Annotated in this window: 13 protein-coding genes; all 13 read left to right on the forward strand. The window is 64.5% G+C overall.

Going from position 1 to position 17,493, the window contains the following annotated elements:
• The first annotated feature begins 71 nt into the window (after nt 1-71).
• Complete coding sequence (locus C4K40_RS02035) at nt 72-1,535, forward strand: cytosine permease (protein ID WP_053132520.1); 1,464 nt, start codon at nt 72-74, stop codon at nt 1,533-1,535.
• Nucleotides 1,536-1,609: 74 nt separating this feature from the next.
• Nucleotides 1,610-2,575, forward strand: a complete 966-nt coding sequence (locus C4K40_RS02040) for an ABC transporter substrate-binding protein (protein WP_022639531.1) — start codon at nt 1,610-1,612, stop codon at nt 2,573-2,575.
• 71 nt (nt 2,576-2,646) lie between these two features.
• Nucleotides 2,647-3,498 (forward strand): proline/glycine betaine ABC transporter permease, encoded by an 852-nt coding sequence (locus C4K40_RS02045; protein WP_022639532.1) that lies wholly within the window; start codon nt 2,647-2,649, stop codon nt 3,496-3,498.
• Nucleotides 3,495-4,322 (forward strand): glycine betaine/L-proline ABC transporter ATP-binding protein, encoded by an 828-nt coding sequence (locus tag C4K40_RS02050; RefSeq protein WP_053132517.1) that lies wholly within the window; start codon nt 3,495-3,497, stop codon nt 4,320-4,322. The genes C4K40_RS02045 and C4K40_RS02050 overlap by 4 nt, the downstream gene beginning before the upstream one ends.
• Nucleotides 4,323-4,370: 48 nt before the next feature.
• On the forward strand, nt 4,371-5,894 hold the full coding sequence (hutH, locus tag C4K40_RS02055; protein WP_053132514.1) for a histidine ammonia-lyase: 1,524 nt from the start codon (nt 4,371-4,373) through the stop codon (nt 5,892-5,894).
• 116 nt (nt 5,895-6,010) lie between these two features.
• Nucleotides 6,011-7,549 carry a histidine ammonia-lyase gene (gene hutH, locus C4K40_RS02060; protein WP_022639534.1) on the forward strand — a complete coding sequence of 513 codons (1,539 nt, stop codon included), beginning with the start codon at nt 6,011-6,013 and terminating at the stop codon, nt 7,547-7,549.
• A 111-nt stretch (nt 7,550-7,660) separates the two neighbouring features.
• On the forward strand, nt 7,661-9,073 hold the full coding sequence (locus C4K40_RS02065; RefSeq protein WP_053132511.1) for an amino acid permease: 1,413 nt from the start codon (nt 7,661-7,663) through the stop codon (nt 9,071-9,073).
• A 12-nt stretch (nt 9,074-9,085) separates the two neighbouring features.
• The gene (gene hutI, locus C4K40_RS02070; protein ID WP_053132508.1) at nt 9,086-10,291 is read left to right on the forward strand and encodes an imidazolonepropionase; all 1,206 of its coding nucleotides are present in this window, start codon (nt 9,086-9,088) and stop codon (nt 10,289-10,291) included.
• Nucleotides 10,292-10,301: 10 nt separating this feature from the next.
• Nucleotides 10,302-11,105: an N-formylglutamate deformylase gene (hutG, locus tag C4K40_RS02075; RefSeq protein WP_053132506.1), complete on the forward strand. Its 804-nt coding sequence runs from the start codon at nt 10,302-10,304 to the stop codon at nt 11,103-11,105.
• Nucleotides 11,106-11,276: 171 nt separating this feature from the next.
• Nucleotides 11,277-12,248: a prolyl aminopeptidase gene (pip, locus tag C4K40_RS02080; RefSeq protein WP_022639538.1), complete on the forward strand. Its 972-nt coding sequence runs from the start codon at nt 11,277-11,279 to the stop codon at nt 12,246-12,248.
• A complete protein-coding gene (gene dtd / locus C4K40_RS02085; RefSeq protein WP_022639539.1) occupies nt 12,245-12,682 on the forward strand; it encodes a D-aminoacyl-tRNA deacylase in 438 nt (145 codons plus the stop codon). Before pip ends, dtd begins: the two co-directional genes overlap by 4 nt.
• Nucleotides 12,683-12,958: 276 nt before the next feature.
• Entirely contained in the window at nt 12,959-14,812 is a 1,854-nt protein-coding gene (locus C4K40_RS02090) for a glucan biosynthesis protein G (protein WP_031320099.1), read from the forward strand.
• Complete coding sequence (gene mdoH / locus C4K40_RS02095) at nt 14,805-17,375, forward strand: glucans biosynthesis glucosyltransferase MdoH (protein ID WP_031320101.1); 2,571 nt, start codon at nt 14,805-14,807, stop codon at nt 17,373-17,375. The genes C4K40_RS02090 and mdoH overlap by 8 nt, the downstream gene beginning before the upstream one ends.
• Nucleotides 17,376-17,493 lie beyond the last annotated feature (118 nt).

A 17,493-nucleotide genomic window follows, 5' to 3' on the forward strand; every position in this document is an offset into this window, starting at 1 on the left:
TCGCAGTGCGGCGGTTCGGTCCATGTAGCAGAGCTTTGACATGACAAGAATCCCCCGGGAGAACAATAACGATGTCCACGGCCAGTGATAGCTCCAAACCCCTGATCGAGCGGCGGTCGATCAACTACATTCCCGAAGCCGAACGCCACGGCAAGCTCTACAGCCAGTTCACCCTGTGGCTGGGCGCCAACCTGCAGATCACCGCCATCGTCACCGGCGCCCTGGCCGTGGTGCTGGGCGGCGACGTGTTCTGGTCGTTGATCGGCCTGTTCGTCGGCCAGTTGCTGGGCGGCGGCGTCATGGCCCTGCATGCCGCGCAAGGACCCAAGCTCGGCCTGCCGCAGATGATCTCCAGCCGGGTGCAGTTCGGCGTCTACGGCGCGGCGATCCCGATCGTGCTGGTATGCCTGATGTACCTGGGCTTCACCGCCACCGGCACGGTGCTGTCCGGCCAGGCCCTGGGCCAGCTGTTCGGCGTCAGCGACAGCCTCGGCATCCTGATCTTCGCCAGCGTCATCGTCCTGGTCACCGTGCTCGGCTACCGGGTCATCCATTTCATCGGCCGGGTCGCCAGCGTCATCGGCGTCATTGCCTTCGTCTACCTGTTCAGCCGCCTCATGGGCCAGACCGATGTCGGCGCGCTCCTGGAGATCCGTCACTTCAGCTGGGCGAGCTTCCTGCTGGCGGTATCCCTCGCCGCTTCCTGGCAGATCGCTTTCGGTCCCTACGTGGCCGACTATTCGCGCTACCTGCCGAGCAAGACGTCCTCGGTGAAGACCTTCCTCGCCGTGGGTGCCGGCTCGGTGATCGGCGCCCAGGTAGCGATGATCCTCGGTGTATTCGCCGCGGCCATGGCCAACGGGCAGTTCGCCGGGCGTGAAGTGGCCTACATCGTCGGCCTCAGTGGCAGTGGCGCCACCGCAGCGCTGCTGTACTTCAGCATCGCCTTCGGCAAGATCACCATCTCGACGCTGAACTCCTACGGCAGCTTCATGTGCATCGCCACCATCATCAGCGGCTTCCGTGGCCACCTGGAGGTGACGCGCCTGCAGCGCCTGGTGTTCGTGCTGGTCATCGTCGGCGCCGCGACCCTGATCGCCCTGCTCGGCCAGCATTCGTTCCTGGGAGCATTCAAGTCCTTCATCCTGTTCCTGCTGGCTTTCTTCACCCCCTGGAGCGCGGTGAACCTGGTGGACTACTACTGCATCACCCGCGAGAACTACGACGTGCCGGCGCTGGCCGATCCCAATGGCCGCTATGGCCGGTGGAACATGCTGGGCATCAGCGTCTATGTGATCGGCGTGCTGGTACAGCTGCCGTTCATCAGCACCAAGTTCTATACCGGGCCGCTGGTGGAGGTACTGGGTGGCGTGGATATCTCCTGGATCATCGGCCTGGTGGTGCCGGCGGCGCTGTACTACGTCTGTGCCAGGAAATGGCATGGTGCGGTGCCCGAAAAACTGATCCTGCCGCCCGAGCAGGACGCCGCCAATGAACAAGAAGTCGCTGGGACCCGCCGCGCCGCCGCGGTGTGAGTCCGATTGGACGTGGACAGGGCTGGATGCCTCTTGACTGCCGTAAGCCAACCCATGTTTAGGAGCGCCACATAATGAAAAAACACAAGACCCTGCTGACCACGTTGTTGTCCATGGGCCTTCTGGCCGCGTCCGGCGCCCAGGCGGCTGGCTGGTGCGAGTCGGGCAAGCCGGTGAAGTTCGCTGGCTTGAACTGGGAAAGCGGCATGCTGCTCACCGATGTCCTGCAGTTCGTCCTGGAGAAGGGCTACGGCTGCAAGACCGATAGCCTGCCGGGCAACTCCATCACCATGGAGAACGCCCTGGGCAGCAACGACATCCAGGTCTTCGCCGAAGAATGGGTAGGGCGCAGCGAGGTTTGGAACAAGGCCGAGAAGGCCGGCAAGGTGGTCGGCGTCGGCGCGCCGGTGGTGGGCGCCGTCGAAGGTTGGTACGTGCCGCGCTATGTGATCGAGGGCGATGCCAAGCGCAAGCTCGAGGCCAAGGCCCCGGACCTGAAGAACGTCGCCGACCTGGCCAAGTACGCCAGTGTCTTCAAGGACCCGGAAGAGCCGGCCAAGGGCCGCTTCTACAACTGTCCGGCCGGCTGGACCTGCGAGCTGGACAACAGCGAGATGCTCAAGGGCTACGGCCTGGAAAACAGCTACACCAACTTCCGCCCCGGCACCGGCCCGGCCCTGGATGCCGCGGTGCTGTCGAGCTACAAGCGCGGCGAGCCGATCCTGTTCTACTACTGGACGCCAACCCCTCTCATGGGCCAGGTGGACGTGGTCAAGCTGGAGGAGAAACCCGGCGTCGACAAGAGCGTGAGCATCAAGGTCGGCCTGTCCAGGACCTTTCACGACGAAGCCCCGGAGCTGGTGGAGGTACTGGCCAAGGTCAACCTGCCGATCGACCTGCTCAACCAGAACCTGGCGCGCATGACCAAGGAGCGCATCGAGTCGCCGAAACTGGCGAAAACCTTTCTCAAGGAACATCCTGAGGTCTGGCACGCCTGGGTGAGCGAAGAGGCCGCCAGGAAGGTCGACGCGGCCCTGTAGGTCGGGCCTCTGCGGCGGCCCTGGAGGTCGCCGGAAGCTGGACTACAACCTCCTTTGATCGAGAGTTTCCTATGTTTCCAGAAAGCTTCACGTTTTCCATCGCCGACTGGGTCAACGGCTGGGTCGATTCGCTGGTGACCAACTATGGCGACGTGTTCCGGCACATCTCCGATACCCTGCTATGGGCCATCGTCAACCTCGAAGGCCTGCTGCGCATGGCGCCCTGGTGGCTGATGCTGGGCATCGTCGGCGTCGTGGCCTGGCATTCGACCCGCAAGTGGCTGACCACCCTGGTGATCGTCGGCCTGCTGTTCCTGGTGGGGGCCGTCGGCCTGTGGGACAAGCTGATGCAGACCCTGGCCCTAATGCTGGTGGCCACGCTGATCTCGGTGCTGATCGGCATTCCCCTGGGGATCCTCTCGGCTCGCAGCGACCGCCTGCGCTCGGTGCTGATGCCGTTGCTGGACATCATGCAGACCATGCCCAGCTTCGTGTACCTGATCCCGGTGCTGATGCTGTTCGGCCTGGGCAAGGTGCCGGCGATCTTCGCCACGGTGATCTACGCCGCGCCGCCGCTGATCCGTCTCACCGACTTGGGGATCCGCCAGGTCGACGGCGAGGTGATGGAGGCGATCAACGCCTTTGGCGCCAACCGCTGGCAGCAACTGTTCGGCGTGCAACTGCCGCTGGCCCTGCCGAGCATCATGGCCGGGATCAACCAGACCACCATGATGGCCCTGTCGATGGTGGTGATCGCCTCGATGATCGGCGCCCGTGGCCTGGGCGAGGACGTGCTGGTGGGAATCCAGACCCTCAACGTCGGCCGTGGCCTGGAAGCGGGCCTGGCGATCGTGATTCTCGCGGTGGTGATCGACCGCATTACCCAGGCCTACGGCCGGCCACGGCATGAGGTGAGTAAATGAGCGCGCAGGTCAGCAAGATCGAGGTGAAGAATGTCTTCAAGATCTTCGGCAACCGCGCCGAGGACGCCCTGCGGTTGATCCAGCAGCAACGCAGCAAGGAGCAGGTGCTGGCCGAGACCGGCTGCGTGGTGGGGGTCAACGACCTGTCGCTGTCCATCGGCAGCGGCGAGATCTTCGTCATCATGGGTTTGTCCGGCTCTGGCAAGTCGACCCTGGTGCGCCATTTCAACCGCCTGATCGACCCGACCAGCGGGCAGATCCTGGTGGACGGCGAAGACATCCTGCAGTACGACATGGATGCCCTGCGCGACTTCCGCCGGCGCAAGATCAGCATGGTGTTCCAGAGCTTCGGCCTGTTGCCCCATCGCAATGTGCTGGACAACGTCGCCTATGGCCTGAAGGTTCGTGGTGAGGGCAAGCAGCTGTGCGTCGAACGGGCCCAGCACTGGATCAACACCGTGGGCCTCAAGGGCTACGAGAAGAAATACCCGCACCAGCTGTCCGGCGGCATGCGCCAGCGGGTCGGCCTGGCCCGGGCGCTGGCCGCGGACACCGACATCATCCTCATGGACGAGGCCTTCAGCGCCCTCGACCCGTTGATCCGCGCCGAAATGCAGGACCAGTTGCTGGAGCTGCAGAAGACCCTGCACAAGACCATCGTCTTCATCACCCATGACCTGGACGAGGCGGTACGCATCGGTAATCGCATCGCCATTCTCAAGGATGGCCGGCTGATCCAGGTGGGAACGCCGAAGGAGATCCTGCATGCGCCGGCCGACGACTACGTCGACCGCTTCGTCCAGCGCCGGGCGGCGACCGCATGACGGGCCGCCTCGCAATACACCACGGGATCACCCAGTACGAGGTTGGACATGTCCCAGGCTGAAACTATCGTTGTCGCCGACGCCCCGGTGGGTTGGCAGGATGTGGTGGCCGTCGCCCGCCACGGGGCGCGGCTGGAGCTATCGCCCCAGGCCTGGGCGCGAATCGACAACGCCCAGGCCATCGTTCGCCAGGTGGTGGAGAACGGTGAGCGGGCCTATGGCATCAGTACCGGCCTGGGGGCGCTGTGCAACGTACTGCTGGCCGGCGAACAGCTCAGCCAGTTGTCGCGCAATACCCTGCTCAGCCACGCCTGTGGCGTGGGGCCGGCGCTGCCCGACGAGCAGGCCCGGGCCATCCTCTGCGCGGCGGTGATCAACTACAGCCATGGCAAGTCCGGCATCCACCGGCAGGTGGTCGAGGCCCTGCTGGCGCTGCTCAATCGCGGCATCACCCCACAGGTACCGTCCCAGGGCTCGGTGGGTTACCTGACGCACATGGCCCATATCGGCATCGCCCTGCTCGGGGTCGGCCTGGTCAGCTATCGCGGGCGCATCATGGCCGCGGCGCAGGCCCTGGCCGAAGAGGGGCTGCAGCCGGTGCAACTGGGCGCCAAGGACGGGCTGTGCCTGGTCAATGGCACGCCCTGCATGACCGGCCTTGCCTGCCTGGCCCTGGCCGATGCCGAGCGCTTGCTGCAATGGGCCGACGTGATCGGCGCCATGAGCTTCGAGGCCCAGCGTGGCCAGATCGCCGCTTTCGACCCGGAAATCATCGCCCTCAAGGCCCACCCTGGCATGCAGCGGGTGGGTGGCAACCTGCTGGCCTTGCTCGAGCGCAGCGAGGTGATCGCCGCCAGCAAGGGCCTGCGCACCCAGGATGCCCTGAGCATCCGCTCCATTCCCCAGGTCCATGGCGCTGCCCGGGACCAGTGGGCCCATGCCGCGAAGCAGGTGCAGACCGAACTCGAATCGGCCACCGACAACCCGCTGCTGCTGGGGACTCCCGAACACTATCGGGTGGTCTCCCAGGCCAATCCCCATGGCCAGTCGGTGGCCATGGCGGCCGACGTGCTGGCCATCGCCATGGCCGAGATCGGCTCCATCGCCGAACGGCGCCTGGACCGGCTGATCAATCCCCATGTCAGCGGCCTGCCGGCGTTCCTGGTGAGCGAGCCCGGGGTCAATTCCGGAATGATGATCGTGCAGTACGTCGCCGCTTCGCTGTGCGCGCAGAACCGCCAGTTGGCCCAGCCGGCGGTGCTCGACAACTACGTGACTTCAGGCCTGCAGGAAGACCACCTGAGCCTGGGCACCAATGCCGCGCTGAAGCTGCACCAGGTACTGGAGAACTGCACCCGGATCCTCGCCATCGAGTACCTGCTGGCGGCCCAGGCTTTCGAATTTCTCAAGGAACAGCGTTTCGGCGCCGGCACCGGGCTTGCCTGGAGCCTGCTGCGCGAACGGATCCCGGCCTATCACCAGGACCGCTGGCTGGCCCCCGACATCGCCAGTGCGGCGGCGCTGCTCAAGGAGCCGGCGCTGCTGGGCAGGCATTTTCCGAAGTTGCAATAAAAGGTTCTTCCCATAGCCAGCGTGCCAAGGCGCCACCTGCCCGACTTGGTGGGTGACGACGGATAACGGATGTTTCCGGAGCGACTGGTAGTTATTACAAAACTCTCAAAAGGAGCATGAATGTGACTGCGCTAAACCTGATTCCCGGTCAACTGAGCCTGGCCCAACTGCGGGCTATCTACCAGCAGCCGCTGAGCCTGACCCTGGACGACAGCGCCTCGGCGCAGATCGACGCCAGCGTGGCTTGTGTCGAGCAGATACTCGCCGAGAAACGCACCGCCTATGGGATCAACACCGGTTTTGGCCTCTTGGCGTCGACCCGTATCGCCAGCGCCGACCTGGAGAACCTCCAGCGCTCCCTGGTGCTGTCCCATGCCGCGGGTGTCGGCGAGCCCATCAGCGACGATCTGGTGCGCCTGATCATGGTGCTCAAGGTCAACAGCCTGAGCCGTGGTTTTTCCGGCATCCGCCGCCAGGTGATCGATGCCCTGATCGCGCTGATCAATGCCGAGGTCTACCCGCATATCCCGCTCAAGGGTTCGGTGGGCGCATCCGGCGACCTGGCGCCGTTGGCGCACATGTCCCTGGTGCTGCTGGGCGAAGGCAAGGCCCGCTACAAGGGTGAGTGGCTGGACGCCCCGGCGGCCTTGAAAGTCGCCGGCCTGGCACCGTTGACCCTGGCGGCCAAGGAGGGCCTGGCGTTGCTCAACGGCACCCAGGTATCCACCGCCTTCGCCCTGCGTGGCCTGTTCGAAGCCGAGGACCTGTTTGCCGGGGCCCTGGTTTGCGGTGGCCTGACCGTGGAAGCGGTGCTGGGTTCGCGTTCGCCGTTCGATGCACGGATCCATGCCGCCCGAGGCCAGCGTGGGCAGATCGATAGCGCTGCGGCCTATCGCGCGTTGCTGGGCGAGCGCAGCGAGGTATCCGCTTCGCACCAGAACTGCGACAAGGTCCAGGATCCGTATTCCCTGCGCTGCCAGCCCCAGGTGATGGGCGCCTGCCTGACCCAGTTGCGCCAGGCCGCCGAGGTGCTGGTGGTGGAAGCCAACGCCGTATCCGACAACCCGTTGGTGTTCGCCGCCGAAGGCGACGTGATCTCCGGTGGCAACTTCCACGCCGAGCCGGTGGCGATGGCTGCCGACAACATGGCCCTGGCCATCAGCGAGATCGGGTCCCTGAGCGAGCGTCGCATCTCGCTGATGATGGACAAGCACATGTCGCAGTTGCCGCCGTTCCTGGTGGCCAATGGCGGGGTCAACTCCGGCTTCATGATCGCCCAGGTCACCGCCGCGGCCCTGGCCAGCGAGAACAAGGCCCTGGCCCACCCGCATTCGGTGGACAGCCTGCCGACCTCGGCGAACCAGGAAGACCACGTGTCCATGGCTCCGGCTGCGGGCAAGCGCCTGTGGGAAATGGCCGAGAACACCCGCGGCATCCTCGCCGTGGAATGGCTGGCGGCCTGCCAGGGCCTGGACCTGCGCGAAGGCCTGAAGTCCTCGCCGGCCCTGGAGCAGGCCCGCGCCACCCTGCGCGAGCAGGTGGCCTACTACGAGAAGGACCGCTTCTTCGCGCCGGATATCAATGCCGCCAGTGACTTGCTGGCCTCGCGCTGCCTGACCGGCTTGCTGCCGGCCGGCCTGCTGCCGAGCCTGTAACCTCGGCCAGCGGCCCTGGGCCGCTGTCCAGCCAGACGCGGAACGTCTGCTTCAGCCACCGTGCACCGGCGTGCGCGGTGGTTGTCCAATAACAATAAAAGGGACGAAGACATGCAATCGCAAGAAACAGGATTACGGCGTGGCCTGACGGCGCGCCACATACGTTTCATGGCCTTGGGGTCGGCCATCGGCACCGGGTTGTTCTACGGTTCCGCCTCGGCCATCCAGATGGCCGGGCCGGCTGTGTTGCTCGCCTACCTGATCGGTGGCGCGGCGGTATTCATGGTGATGCGCGCCCTGGGAGAGATGGCGGTGCACAACCCGGTGTCCGGCTCGTTCGGCCACTACGCCAGCCAGTACCTGGGGCCATTGCCGGGGTTCATCCTGGGCTGGACCTATGCCTTCGAGATGCTGATCGTCTGCCTGGCGGACGTGACTGCCTTCGGCATCTACATGGGCTTCTGGTTTCCCGAGGTGGAGCGCTGGATCTGGGTGCTGTCCATCGTGCTGTTCATCGGCGCGCTGAACCTGTGCAACGTCAAGGTCTTCGGCGAGATGGAGTTCTGGCTGTCGTTGCTCAAGGTCGGGGCCATCGTGGCGATGATCCTCGGCGGCGTCGGCATCATGCTGTTCGGGATCGGCAGCGCGAGCCAGGAGCAGGCCACAGGGCTCAGCAACCTCTGGAGCCATGGCGGGTTCATGCCCAATGGCATCAGCGGGGTGATCGCCTCCTTCGCGGTGGTGATGTTCGCCTTCGGCGGCATCGAGATCATCGGGGTCACCGCTGGCGAGGCCAAGGACCCGCAGCGCGTCATTCCCAAGGCCATCAATGCCGTGCCCATGCGCATCCTGCTGTTTTACGTGCTGACGCTGCTGGTGCTGATGGCGATCTTCCCCTGGCCGCAGATCGGTACCCAGGGCAGCCCTTTCGTGCAGATCTTCGATAGCCTGGGGATCAGCTCGGCGGCGACCATTCTCAATATCGTGGTGATCTCCGCGGCGGTGTCGGCCATCAACAGCGATATCTTCGGTGCCGGCCGCATGATGTATGGCCTGGCCCAGCAGGGGCAGGCGCCCAAGGGTTTTGCCCGGGTCTCCAGGCACGGGGTGCCGTGGATGACCGTGGTGGTGATGGCGGCGACCCTGCTGATCGGCGTGGTGCTCAACTACCTGATTCCGGAGAACATCTTCCTCTTGATCGCTTCCCTGGCCACTTTCGCCACGGTCTGGGTATGGCTGATGATCCTGCTGACCCATGTGGCCATGCGCCGCTCCATGACCGCCGAGCAGGTGGCGGGGCTGCAATTCAAGGTACCGTTCTGGCCCTGGGCGCCGGCGGCGGCCATTGCCTTCATGCTGTTCATCTTCGCTGTCTTGGGCTACTTCCCCAAGACCCAGGCGGCGCTGCTGGTGGGCGTGGTGTGGATCGTGCTGCTGGTGCTGGCCTACAAGCTCTGGGTCAAGCCGGTAGCTGGCCAGGCGCGTTCCAGCGACGGCCACTCTTCTTTAACTATTGATCATTGACGGAGGCCTTGGATGAAGACTCTTTGGCAACACTGCAACGTCGCCAGCATGGCCCTGGGTAGCTACTCGATCATCGAGGATGCGGCCATCGTGACGTCAGGGGCGCACATCGAGTGGATCGGCCGGCGCGAACAGCTGCCGGCCAGCGATTACCAGCAGGTCCACGACCTGGCGGGCGCCTGGGTGACCCCGGGCTTGATCGATTGCCACACCCATACGGTGTTCGGTGGCAATCGCAGCGGCGAGTTCGAGCAGCGCCTGCAAGGGGTGAGCTATGCCGAGATCGCCGCCGCCGGTGGCGGGATCGCCAGCACCGTGCGCGCGACCCGGGCGGCCAGCGAGGACGAATTGTTCGCCAGTGCCCGCAAGCGCTTGCTGAGCCTGATGCGCGATGGCGTCACCAGCATCGAGATCAAGTCCGGTTATGGCCTGGACCTTTCCAGCGAACGCAAGATCCTGCGGGTGATCCGCCGGCTCGGCGAGGAACTGCCGGTCAGCGTGCGCAGCACCTGCCTGGCGGCCCATGCCCTGCCGCCGGAATATGCCGAGCGTGCCGACGACTATATCGAGCACATCTGCAGCGAGATGCTTCCGGCCCTGGCAGCCGAGGGGCTGGTGGACGCCGTGGATGCCTTCTGCGAATACCTGGCGTTCTCCCCGGCCCAGGTGGAGCGGGTGTTCATCGCCGCGCAAAAACTCGGCCTGCCGGTCAAGCTGCATGCCGAGCAATTGTCCTCGCTGCATGGTTCGAGCCTGGCGGCGCGCTACCAGGCCCTGTCCGCCGATCACCTGGAGTTCATGACCGAGGACGATGCCATCGCCATGGCCGCCTCGGGCACCGTGGCGGTGTTGTTGCCGGGGGCGTTCTACTTCCTGCGCGAGACCCAGTTGCCACCGATGGAAGCACTGCGCAAGCATGGGGTGAAGATCGCCCTGGCCAGCGACCTCAATCCAGGGACCTCGCCGGCGCTGTCGGTACGCCTGATGCTGAACATGGCCTGCACCTGTTTTCGCATGACGCCCGAGGAAGCCCTGGCCGGAGTCACCCTACACGCGGCCAAGGCCCTAGGAATGGACAAGACCCACGGTTCGCTGGAGGTGGGCAAGGTGGCGGATTTCGTCGCCTGGCAAATAGATCGTCCCGCCGACCTGGCCTACTGGCTGGGCGGCGACCTGGAAAAGCGCGTGGTGCGCCACGGCGTCGAAGTGACTGTGTAGGAGAAGGCTTGTGGAAAAGGTTCTGAGCTTCAAACAAGGTCGGGTGCCACTGTTGATCAGCATGCCCCATGCCGGTACGCGCCTGACCCCGGCGGTGGCCGCCGGGCTGGTACCCCAGGCGCAGAGCCTGCCGGACACCGACTGGCATATCCCGCGGTTGTACGAGTTCGCCCAGGAGTTGGGGGCCAGCGTCCTGGCGGCCGAGTACTCGCGTTTTGTCATCGACCTGAACCGGCCGTCCGACGACAAGCCGCTGTATGTCGGCGCCACCACGGGCCTGTACCCGGCGACCCTGTTCGACGGCGAGCCGCTGTTCGTCGAAGGCCAGGCTCCATCGAGGGCGGAGCGCGATGAGTACCTGGAGCAGATCTGGGGGTCATACCATCGGACCCTGCAAGACGAGCTGGCGCGGCTCAAGGCCGAATTCGGCTATGCCATGCTGTTCGATGCCCACTCGATCCGGTCGCTGATCCCGCACCTGTTCGAGGGCAAGCTGCCGGACTTCAACCTCGGGACCTTCAACGGCGCCAGCTGCGATCCGCAACTGGCCGGGCGCCTGGAGGGCATCTGCGCTGGCCATGGCGACTACACCCATGTGCTCAACGGGCGCTTCAAAGGCGGGCACATCACCCGTCACTACGGCGATCCGGCGGAGCATGTGCATGCGGTACAGCTGGAGCTGGCGCAAAGCACCTATATGGAAGAGTTCGAACCCTTCCGTTACCGCGAGGACCTGGCGGCGCCGGCCCAGGTGGTGCTCAAGGAACTGCTGCAAGGCCTGCTGGCCTGGGGCCGCGAGCGCTACGGTCGCTGAGCTGCCAGGGCAGAAGCGAGCCCGGCCAAGCGCCGGGCTCGAGCTGTGGATGAGGCCAACAACCCCATTTTTCTCAAGGACATGCTCATTGCGTAATTCGGGTTTATGATGCCGGACGGCAGCATGAATGAAGTCCCTTCAGGGATGACCCCGACCTCCACGGAGCGCGTAATGAAGACTTTGTACCCACAGATCAAACCCTATGCCCGGCACGATCTGGCCGTCGACGAACCCCATGTGCTGTATGTCGACGAAAGCGGTTCGCCGGAAGGCTTGCCGGTGGTGTTCCTTCATGGTGGCCCGGGGGCCGGCTGCGACGGCGCGAGCCGCTGCTACTTCGATCCGACCCTGTATCGCATCGTCACCTTCGACCAGCGCGGCTGCGGACGCTCCAGTCCCCATGCCAGCCTGGAGAACAACACCACCTGGGACCTGGTGGCCGACCTGGAGCGCATCCGCGAGCACCTGGGCATCGACAAGTGGGTACTGTTCGGTGGCTCATGGGGCTCGACCCTGGCCCTGGCCTATGCCCAGACCCATCCCGATCGGGTGCTTGGCCTGGTCGTGCGGGGGATCTTCCTGGCTCGTCCCCAGGAGATCCAGTGGTACTACCAGTGCGGTGCCAGCCGCCTGTTCCCCGACTACTGGCAAGACTACGTGGCGCCAATTCCCCTGGAGGAGCGGCACGACCTGGTCAGCGCCTTCCACAAGCGCCTGACCGGCAACGACCAGATCGCCCAGATGCACGCGGCCAAGGCCTGGTCCGGCTGGGAAGGGCGCACCGCGACCCTGCGTCCCAACCCGCTGGTGGTGGATCGCTTCTCCGAACCGCAGCGCGCCTTGTCGATTGCCCGGATCGAGTGCCACTACTTCATCAACAACGCCTTCCTCGAACCTGACCAGCTGATCCGCGACATGGGCAAGATCGCCCATCTGCCGGGGATCATCATCCATGGGCGCTACGATGTGATCTGCCCGCTGGACAACGCCTGGGAACTGCACCAGGCCTGGCCCAACAGCGAGCTGCAGGTGATTCGCGATGCCGGCCATGCCGCTTCCGAGCCGGGTATCACCGACGCCCTGGTGCGGGCCACCGACCAGCTGGCCCGGCGCCTGCTCGACCTGCCGCCCGAAGAAGCATGAAGGGGCTGTTGCAGCGCGTGGCCGGCGCGCGCGTGGAAGTGGCCGGTGAAATCGTCGGTGCGGTAGACCAGGGCCTGCTGGTGCTGGTGGCGGTAGAGCCTGGGGATACCCGGGCCAACGCCGACAAACTCCTGCATAAGCTGCTTAACTATCGGGTGTTCAGTGATGCCGAGGGCAAGATGAACCTGTCCTTGGCCGATGTGCAGGGCGGCCTGCTGCTGGTCTCGCAGTTCACCCTGGCGGCGGACACCAAGAGTGGGTTGCGCCCGAGCTTTTCCACGGCGGCGCCTCCGGCCCTTGGCGAGGAGCTTTTCGACTACTTGTTAGTGAAGGCGCAACAGTTGCATGGCAAAGTGGCATCAGGACGCTTTGGTGCGGATATGCAGGTACATCTGGTCAACGATGGGCCAGTGACCTTTCTGTTACACACCTGAAGGTGTCCGAAACATCTTTTTCTACCGTTTTCGGCCGGAAACTGCTGTTTTTCACGATAAATACTTTGTTACCCCTGATGCGTTGTAACGCGGCCTACTAGATAATCGCGCGCTACGGGGATCAGCGTTCGTTGGTCCATTTTGACTTAAGTAGAGACTTGTCCACGGCCGTTTGGGGAATCATTTAGCCCCATCGGAGTCGGAACAATGCTCGCCAACCTGGCATGTAGATAGCTGGCCGTTGGTTTTTTGATCTGTTTTCGGCGAGGGTTGCTCGTGATTGTTAGTCCCTGTAATGCACCAAACTTGTTTGCCAAAAGGTTACGAAACGTACTGGTGACGGGCTCTGCGCTGGTCTGCCTGCTTGGCGCCGGTCCACTCATGGCATTCAACCTGGATGACGTATCGACCAAAGCCAAGGACCTGGCCGGGCAGAAGTACGAGGCTCCGCGCAGTAACCTGCCAGCCGAGTTCCGCGACATGAAGTTCGCGGACTACCAGAAAATCCGCTTCCTCACCGAAAAAGCCGAATGGGCCGACCAGAAGACCCCGTTCAAGCTTTCGTTCTACCACCAGGGCATGCACTTCGACACGCCGGTGAAGATCAACGAGATCAGCGCCAACAGCGTTTCCGAGATCAAGTACGATCCCAGCCGTTTCGACTTCGGTGACGTGACGTTCGATCCAAAAGCCACCGAGAAGCTGGGTTATGCCGGTTTCCGCGTGCTGTACCCGATCAACAAGGCCGACAAGCAAGACGAGATCATGACCATGCTGGGCGCGAGCTATTTCCGCGTCGTCGGCAAGGGCCACGTCTATGGCCTGTCCGCCCGTGGCCTGGCGATCGATACCGCCTTGCCGTCCGGTGAAGAATTCCCGCGCTTCAGCGAGTTCTGGATCCAGCAACCCAAGCCTACCGACAAGCACCTGGTGATCTACGCCCTGCTGGATTCGCCACGGGCTACCGGCGCTTATCGCCTGACCCTGCGGCCGGGCGCCGACACCATCGTCGACGTCAAGGCCCGGGTGTTCCTGCGTGACAAGGTGGGCAAGCTGGGCCTGGCTCCGCTGACCAGCATGTACCTGTTCGGCGCCAACCAGCCGTCGAAGGTCCTCAACTATCGTCGCGAGCTGCACGACTCCAGCGGCCTGTCGATCCATGCCGGCAACGGCGAGTGGATCTGGCGTCCGCTGAACAACCCGAAGCACCTGGCCGTGAGCAACTTCTCGGTTGAGAACCCGCGCGGTTTCGGCCTGCTGCAGCGTGGCCGCGACTTCAGCCACTACGAAGACCTCGACGACCGCTACGACAAGCGCCCAAGCGCCTGGATCGAGCCGAAGGGCGACTGGGGCAAGGGCACCGTCGACTTGGTGGAAATTCCGACTGCGGACGAAACCAACGACAACATCGTGGCGTTCTGGAACCCGGAGAAGCAGCCAGAGCCTGGCCAGCCTCTGGATTTCGCCTACCGCCTGCACTGGACCATGGACGAAGCGTCCCTGCATTCTCCTGACAGCGCCTGGGTCGAGCAGACCCTGCGTTCCACTGGTGACGTCAAGCAGTCCAACCTGATTCGCCAGCCCGATGGCAGCGTTGCCTACCTGGTGGATTTCGAAGGTCCGTCCCTGGCGGCCCTGCCTGGGAGCGCCGAAGTGCGTAGCCAGGTCAGCGTCGGCGACAACGCCGAGCTGGTGGAAAACAACGTTCGCTACAACCCGGAAACCAAAGGCTGGCGCCTGACCCTGCGCTTGAAGGTCAAGGACCCGAGCAAGGCCACCGAGCTGCGTGCCGCCCTGGTGCGCGACATCCCGGCAGCCGAGCCGGCCAAGGCCTCGACTCCGAACTCCAGCTCCTCCGTGGCCAAGGCCGACAAGGTCGCCGCCAAGCAACAGGAGAAGAAAGAGAAGGAAGCCGCTGCCGCGGCGGCCAAACAAGCTGAAGCCAAGCAGCCTGAAGCCAAGCCGGCCAAGGACGCCAAGCATGCCAAGGACAAGGACGCCAAGGACAAGGATCCTAAAGACGCCAAGCAGCCTGCTGCTGCCGAAGCGGCCCCTGCCACACCGGAACCGGCCAAGACCGAGCAAGTCCTGACCGAGACCTGGAGCTACCAGTTGCCTGCCGATGAGTAACTCTCAACTACAGCCAGAGTCGCTTGCCGAGTACCTGGCCCACCTGCCCATGTCGGACCAGCAGCGCGCGGAACTCGCGAGCTGCCAGTCCTTCAGCGAGCTGCACCAGCGCCTGTCGTCCAAGGCCTTCGATGAGTCCGCCGATGCCGCCCAGGCCTCGGTGGGCGAGCGCCTGACCCTCAGCACCGCGGCCGAGCTGAACGATGCCGAAATGCTCGCCGTCGACGCCGAGGGGCGTATCTGCCTCAAGGCCGCGCCGCCGATCCGCCGCACCCGGGTAGTGCCCGAGCCATGGCGCACCAATATCCTGGTGCGTGGCTGGCGGCGCCTGACCGGGCGCACCAACCCACCGGCACCGCCGAAGGACGAGCGAGTGCTGCCGGCTGCCCGCTGGCGCACCGTCGGTTCGATCCGCCGCTACATCCTGCTGGTGCTGATGCTTGGCCAGACCATCGTCGCCGGCTGGTACATGAAAGGCATCATGCCGTACCAGGGCTGGGCCTTCGTCGACCTGGAAGAAGTGGCGCACCAGCCGCTGATGCAGACCGCGCAGCAGGTCCTGCCCTACGCACTGCAGACCAGCATCCTGATTCTGTTCGGCATCCTGTTCTGCTGGGTCTCGGCAGGTTTCTGGACCGCGCTGATGGGCTTCCTGGAACTGCTGACCGGTCGCGACAAGTACCGGATCTCCGGCGCCAGCGCCGGCAACGAGCCGATCGCCGAGAATGCGCGCACCGCACTGGTGATGCCGATCTGCAACGAAGACGTGCCCCGGGTATTCGCCGGCCTGCGCGCCACCTTCGAGTCGGTGGCGGCCACCGGTGACCTGGATCGTTTCGACTTCTTCGTCCTCAGCGACAGCAACGACAGCGATATCTGCGTGGCCGAGCAACAAGCCTGGCTGGATGTCTGCCGCGAGACCAAGGGTTTCGGCAAGATCTTCTACCGTCGCCGTCGCCGCCGAGTGAAGCGCAAGAGCGGCAACCTCGACGACTTCTGCCGTCGCTGGGGCGGCGACTACAAGTACATGGTGGTACTGGACGCCGACAGCGTGATGAGCGGCGAATGCCTGACCAGCCTGGTACGCCTGATGGAAGCCACGCCGGACGCGGGGATCATCCAGACCGCGCCCAAGGCCTCGGGGATGGACACCCTGTATGCGCGCATGCAGCAGTTCGCCACCCGCGTCTATGGTCCGCTGTTCACCGCCGGCCTGCACTTCTGGCAGTTGGGTGAGTCCCACTACTGGGGCCATAACGCGATCATCCGCATGAAGCCGTTCATCGAGCACTGCGCCCTGGCGCCGTTGCCGGGCAAGGGCGCGTTCGCCGGTGCGATCCTCTCCCACGACTTCGTCGAAGCCGCGTTGATGCGCCGTGCCGGCTGGGGCGTGTGGATCGCCTACGACCTGCCGGGCAGCTATGAAGAGCTGCCGCCGAACCTGTTGGATGAGCTCAAGCGCGACCGCCGCTGGTGCCACGGCAACCTGATGAACTTCCGCCTGTTCCTGGTCAAGGGCATGCACCCGGTGCACCGCGCGGTGTTCCTCACCGGGGTGATGTCCTACCTGTCGGCGCCGTTGTGGTTCTTCTTCCTGGTGCTGTCCACGGCCCTACTGGCGGTCAACACGCTGATGGAGCCGCAGTACTTCCTCGAGCCGCGGCAGCTGTATCCGCTGTGGCCGCAGTGGCATCCGGACAAGGCCATCGCGCTGTTCTCCACCACCATCGTGCTGTTGTTCCTGCCCAAGCTGCTCAGCATCATTTTGATCTGGGCCAAGGGCGCCAAGGAGTTCGGTGGCAAGTTCAAGGTGACCCTGTCGATGCTCCTGGAGATGCTGTTCTCCATGCTGCTGGCGCCGGTGCGGATGATCTTCCACACCCGCTTCGTGCTGGCCGCGTTCCTCGGCTGGGCGGCGACCTGGAACTCGCCACAGCGTGACGACGACTCCACCCCCTGGAGCGAGGCGGTGCGCCGCCATGGCCCGCAGACCCTGCTGGGCTTCTGCTGGGCGCTGCTGGTGATCTGGCTGAACCCCAGCTTCCTCTGGTGGCTGGTGCCGATCGTCGGTTCGCTGATGCTGTCGATCCCGGTGTCGGTGATCTCCAGCCGCGTCGGCCTGGGCCTGAAGTCCCGTGACGAGAACCTGTTCCTGATCCCCGAGGAATATGCACCGCCCCAGGCGTTGCTGGCCACGGACCAGTACACCCACGAGAACCGCTGGCACGCGCTCAACGACGGCTTCATCCGGGCCGTGGTGGATCCGCAGCAGAACGCCCTGGCTTGTGCCCTGGCCACTTCCCGCCATGCCCAGGCCGAGCCGATCGAGTGGCTGCGCCAGGAGCGCGTACGCCATGCCCTCAAGGTCGGTCCTGCGGCCCTGAACAACAGCGAGCGCCTGGCGCTGTTGAGCGATCCGGTGGCCCTGGGTCGCCTGCACCAGCTGGTCTGGAGCGAAGGCCACAGCCAATGGCTGGGTGCCTGGCGCGAGTCGGTGAGCGCCGATCCCCATGCTCCGCTGTTGCCGTTGCAGCCGCTAGCCGCGACGCCACAACCGGCGTGATGCCAACGCCCCCGGGTTCATGCCCGGGGGCGTTTTGCTTTCTGCACCCCCGCTCATCCCCGGCGCTTTCGTCCGACAATAAAAACCTTGTGCAAATACCCGAGTGCGTTAGCATCGC

The sequence above is a fragment of the Pseudomonas sp. CMR5c genome (assembly GCF_003850545.1).
Taxonomy (GTDB): domain Bacteria; phylum Pseudomonadota; class Gammaproteobacteria; order Pseudomonadales; family Pseudomonadaceae; genus Aquipseudomonas; species Aquipseudomonas piscis.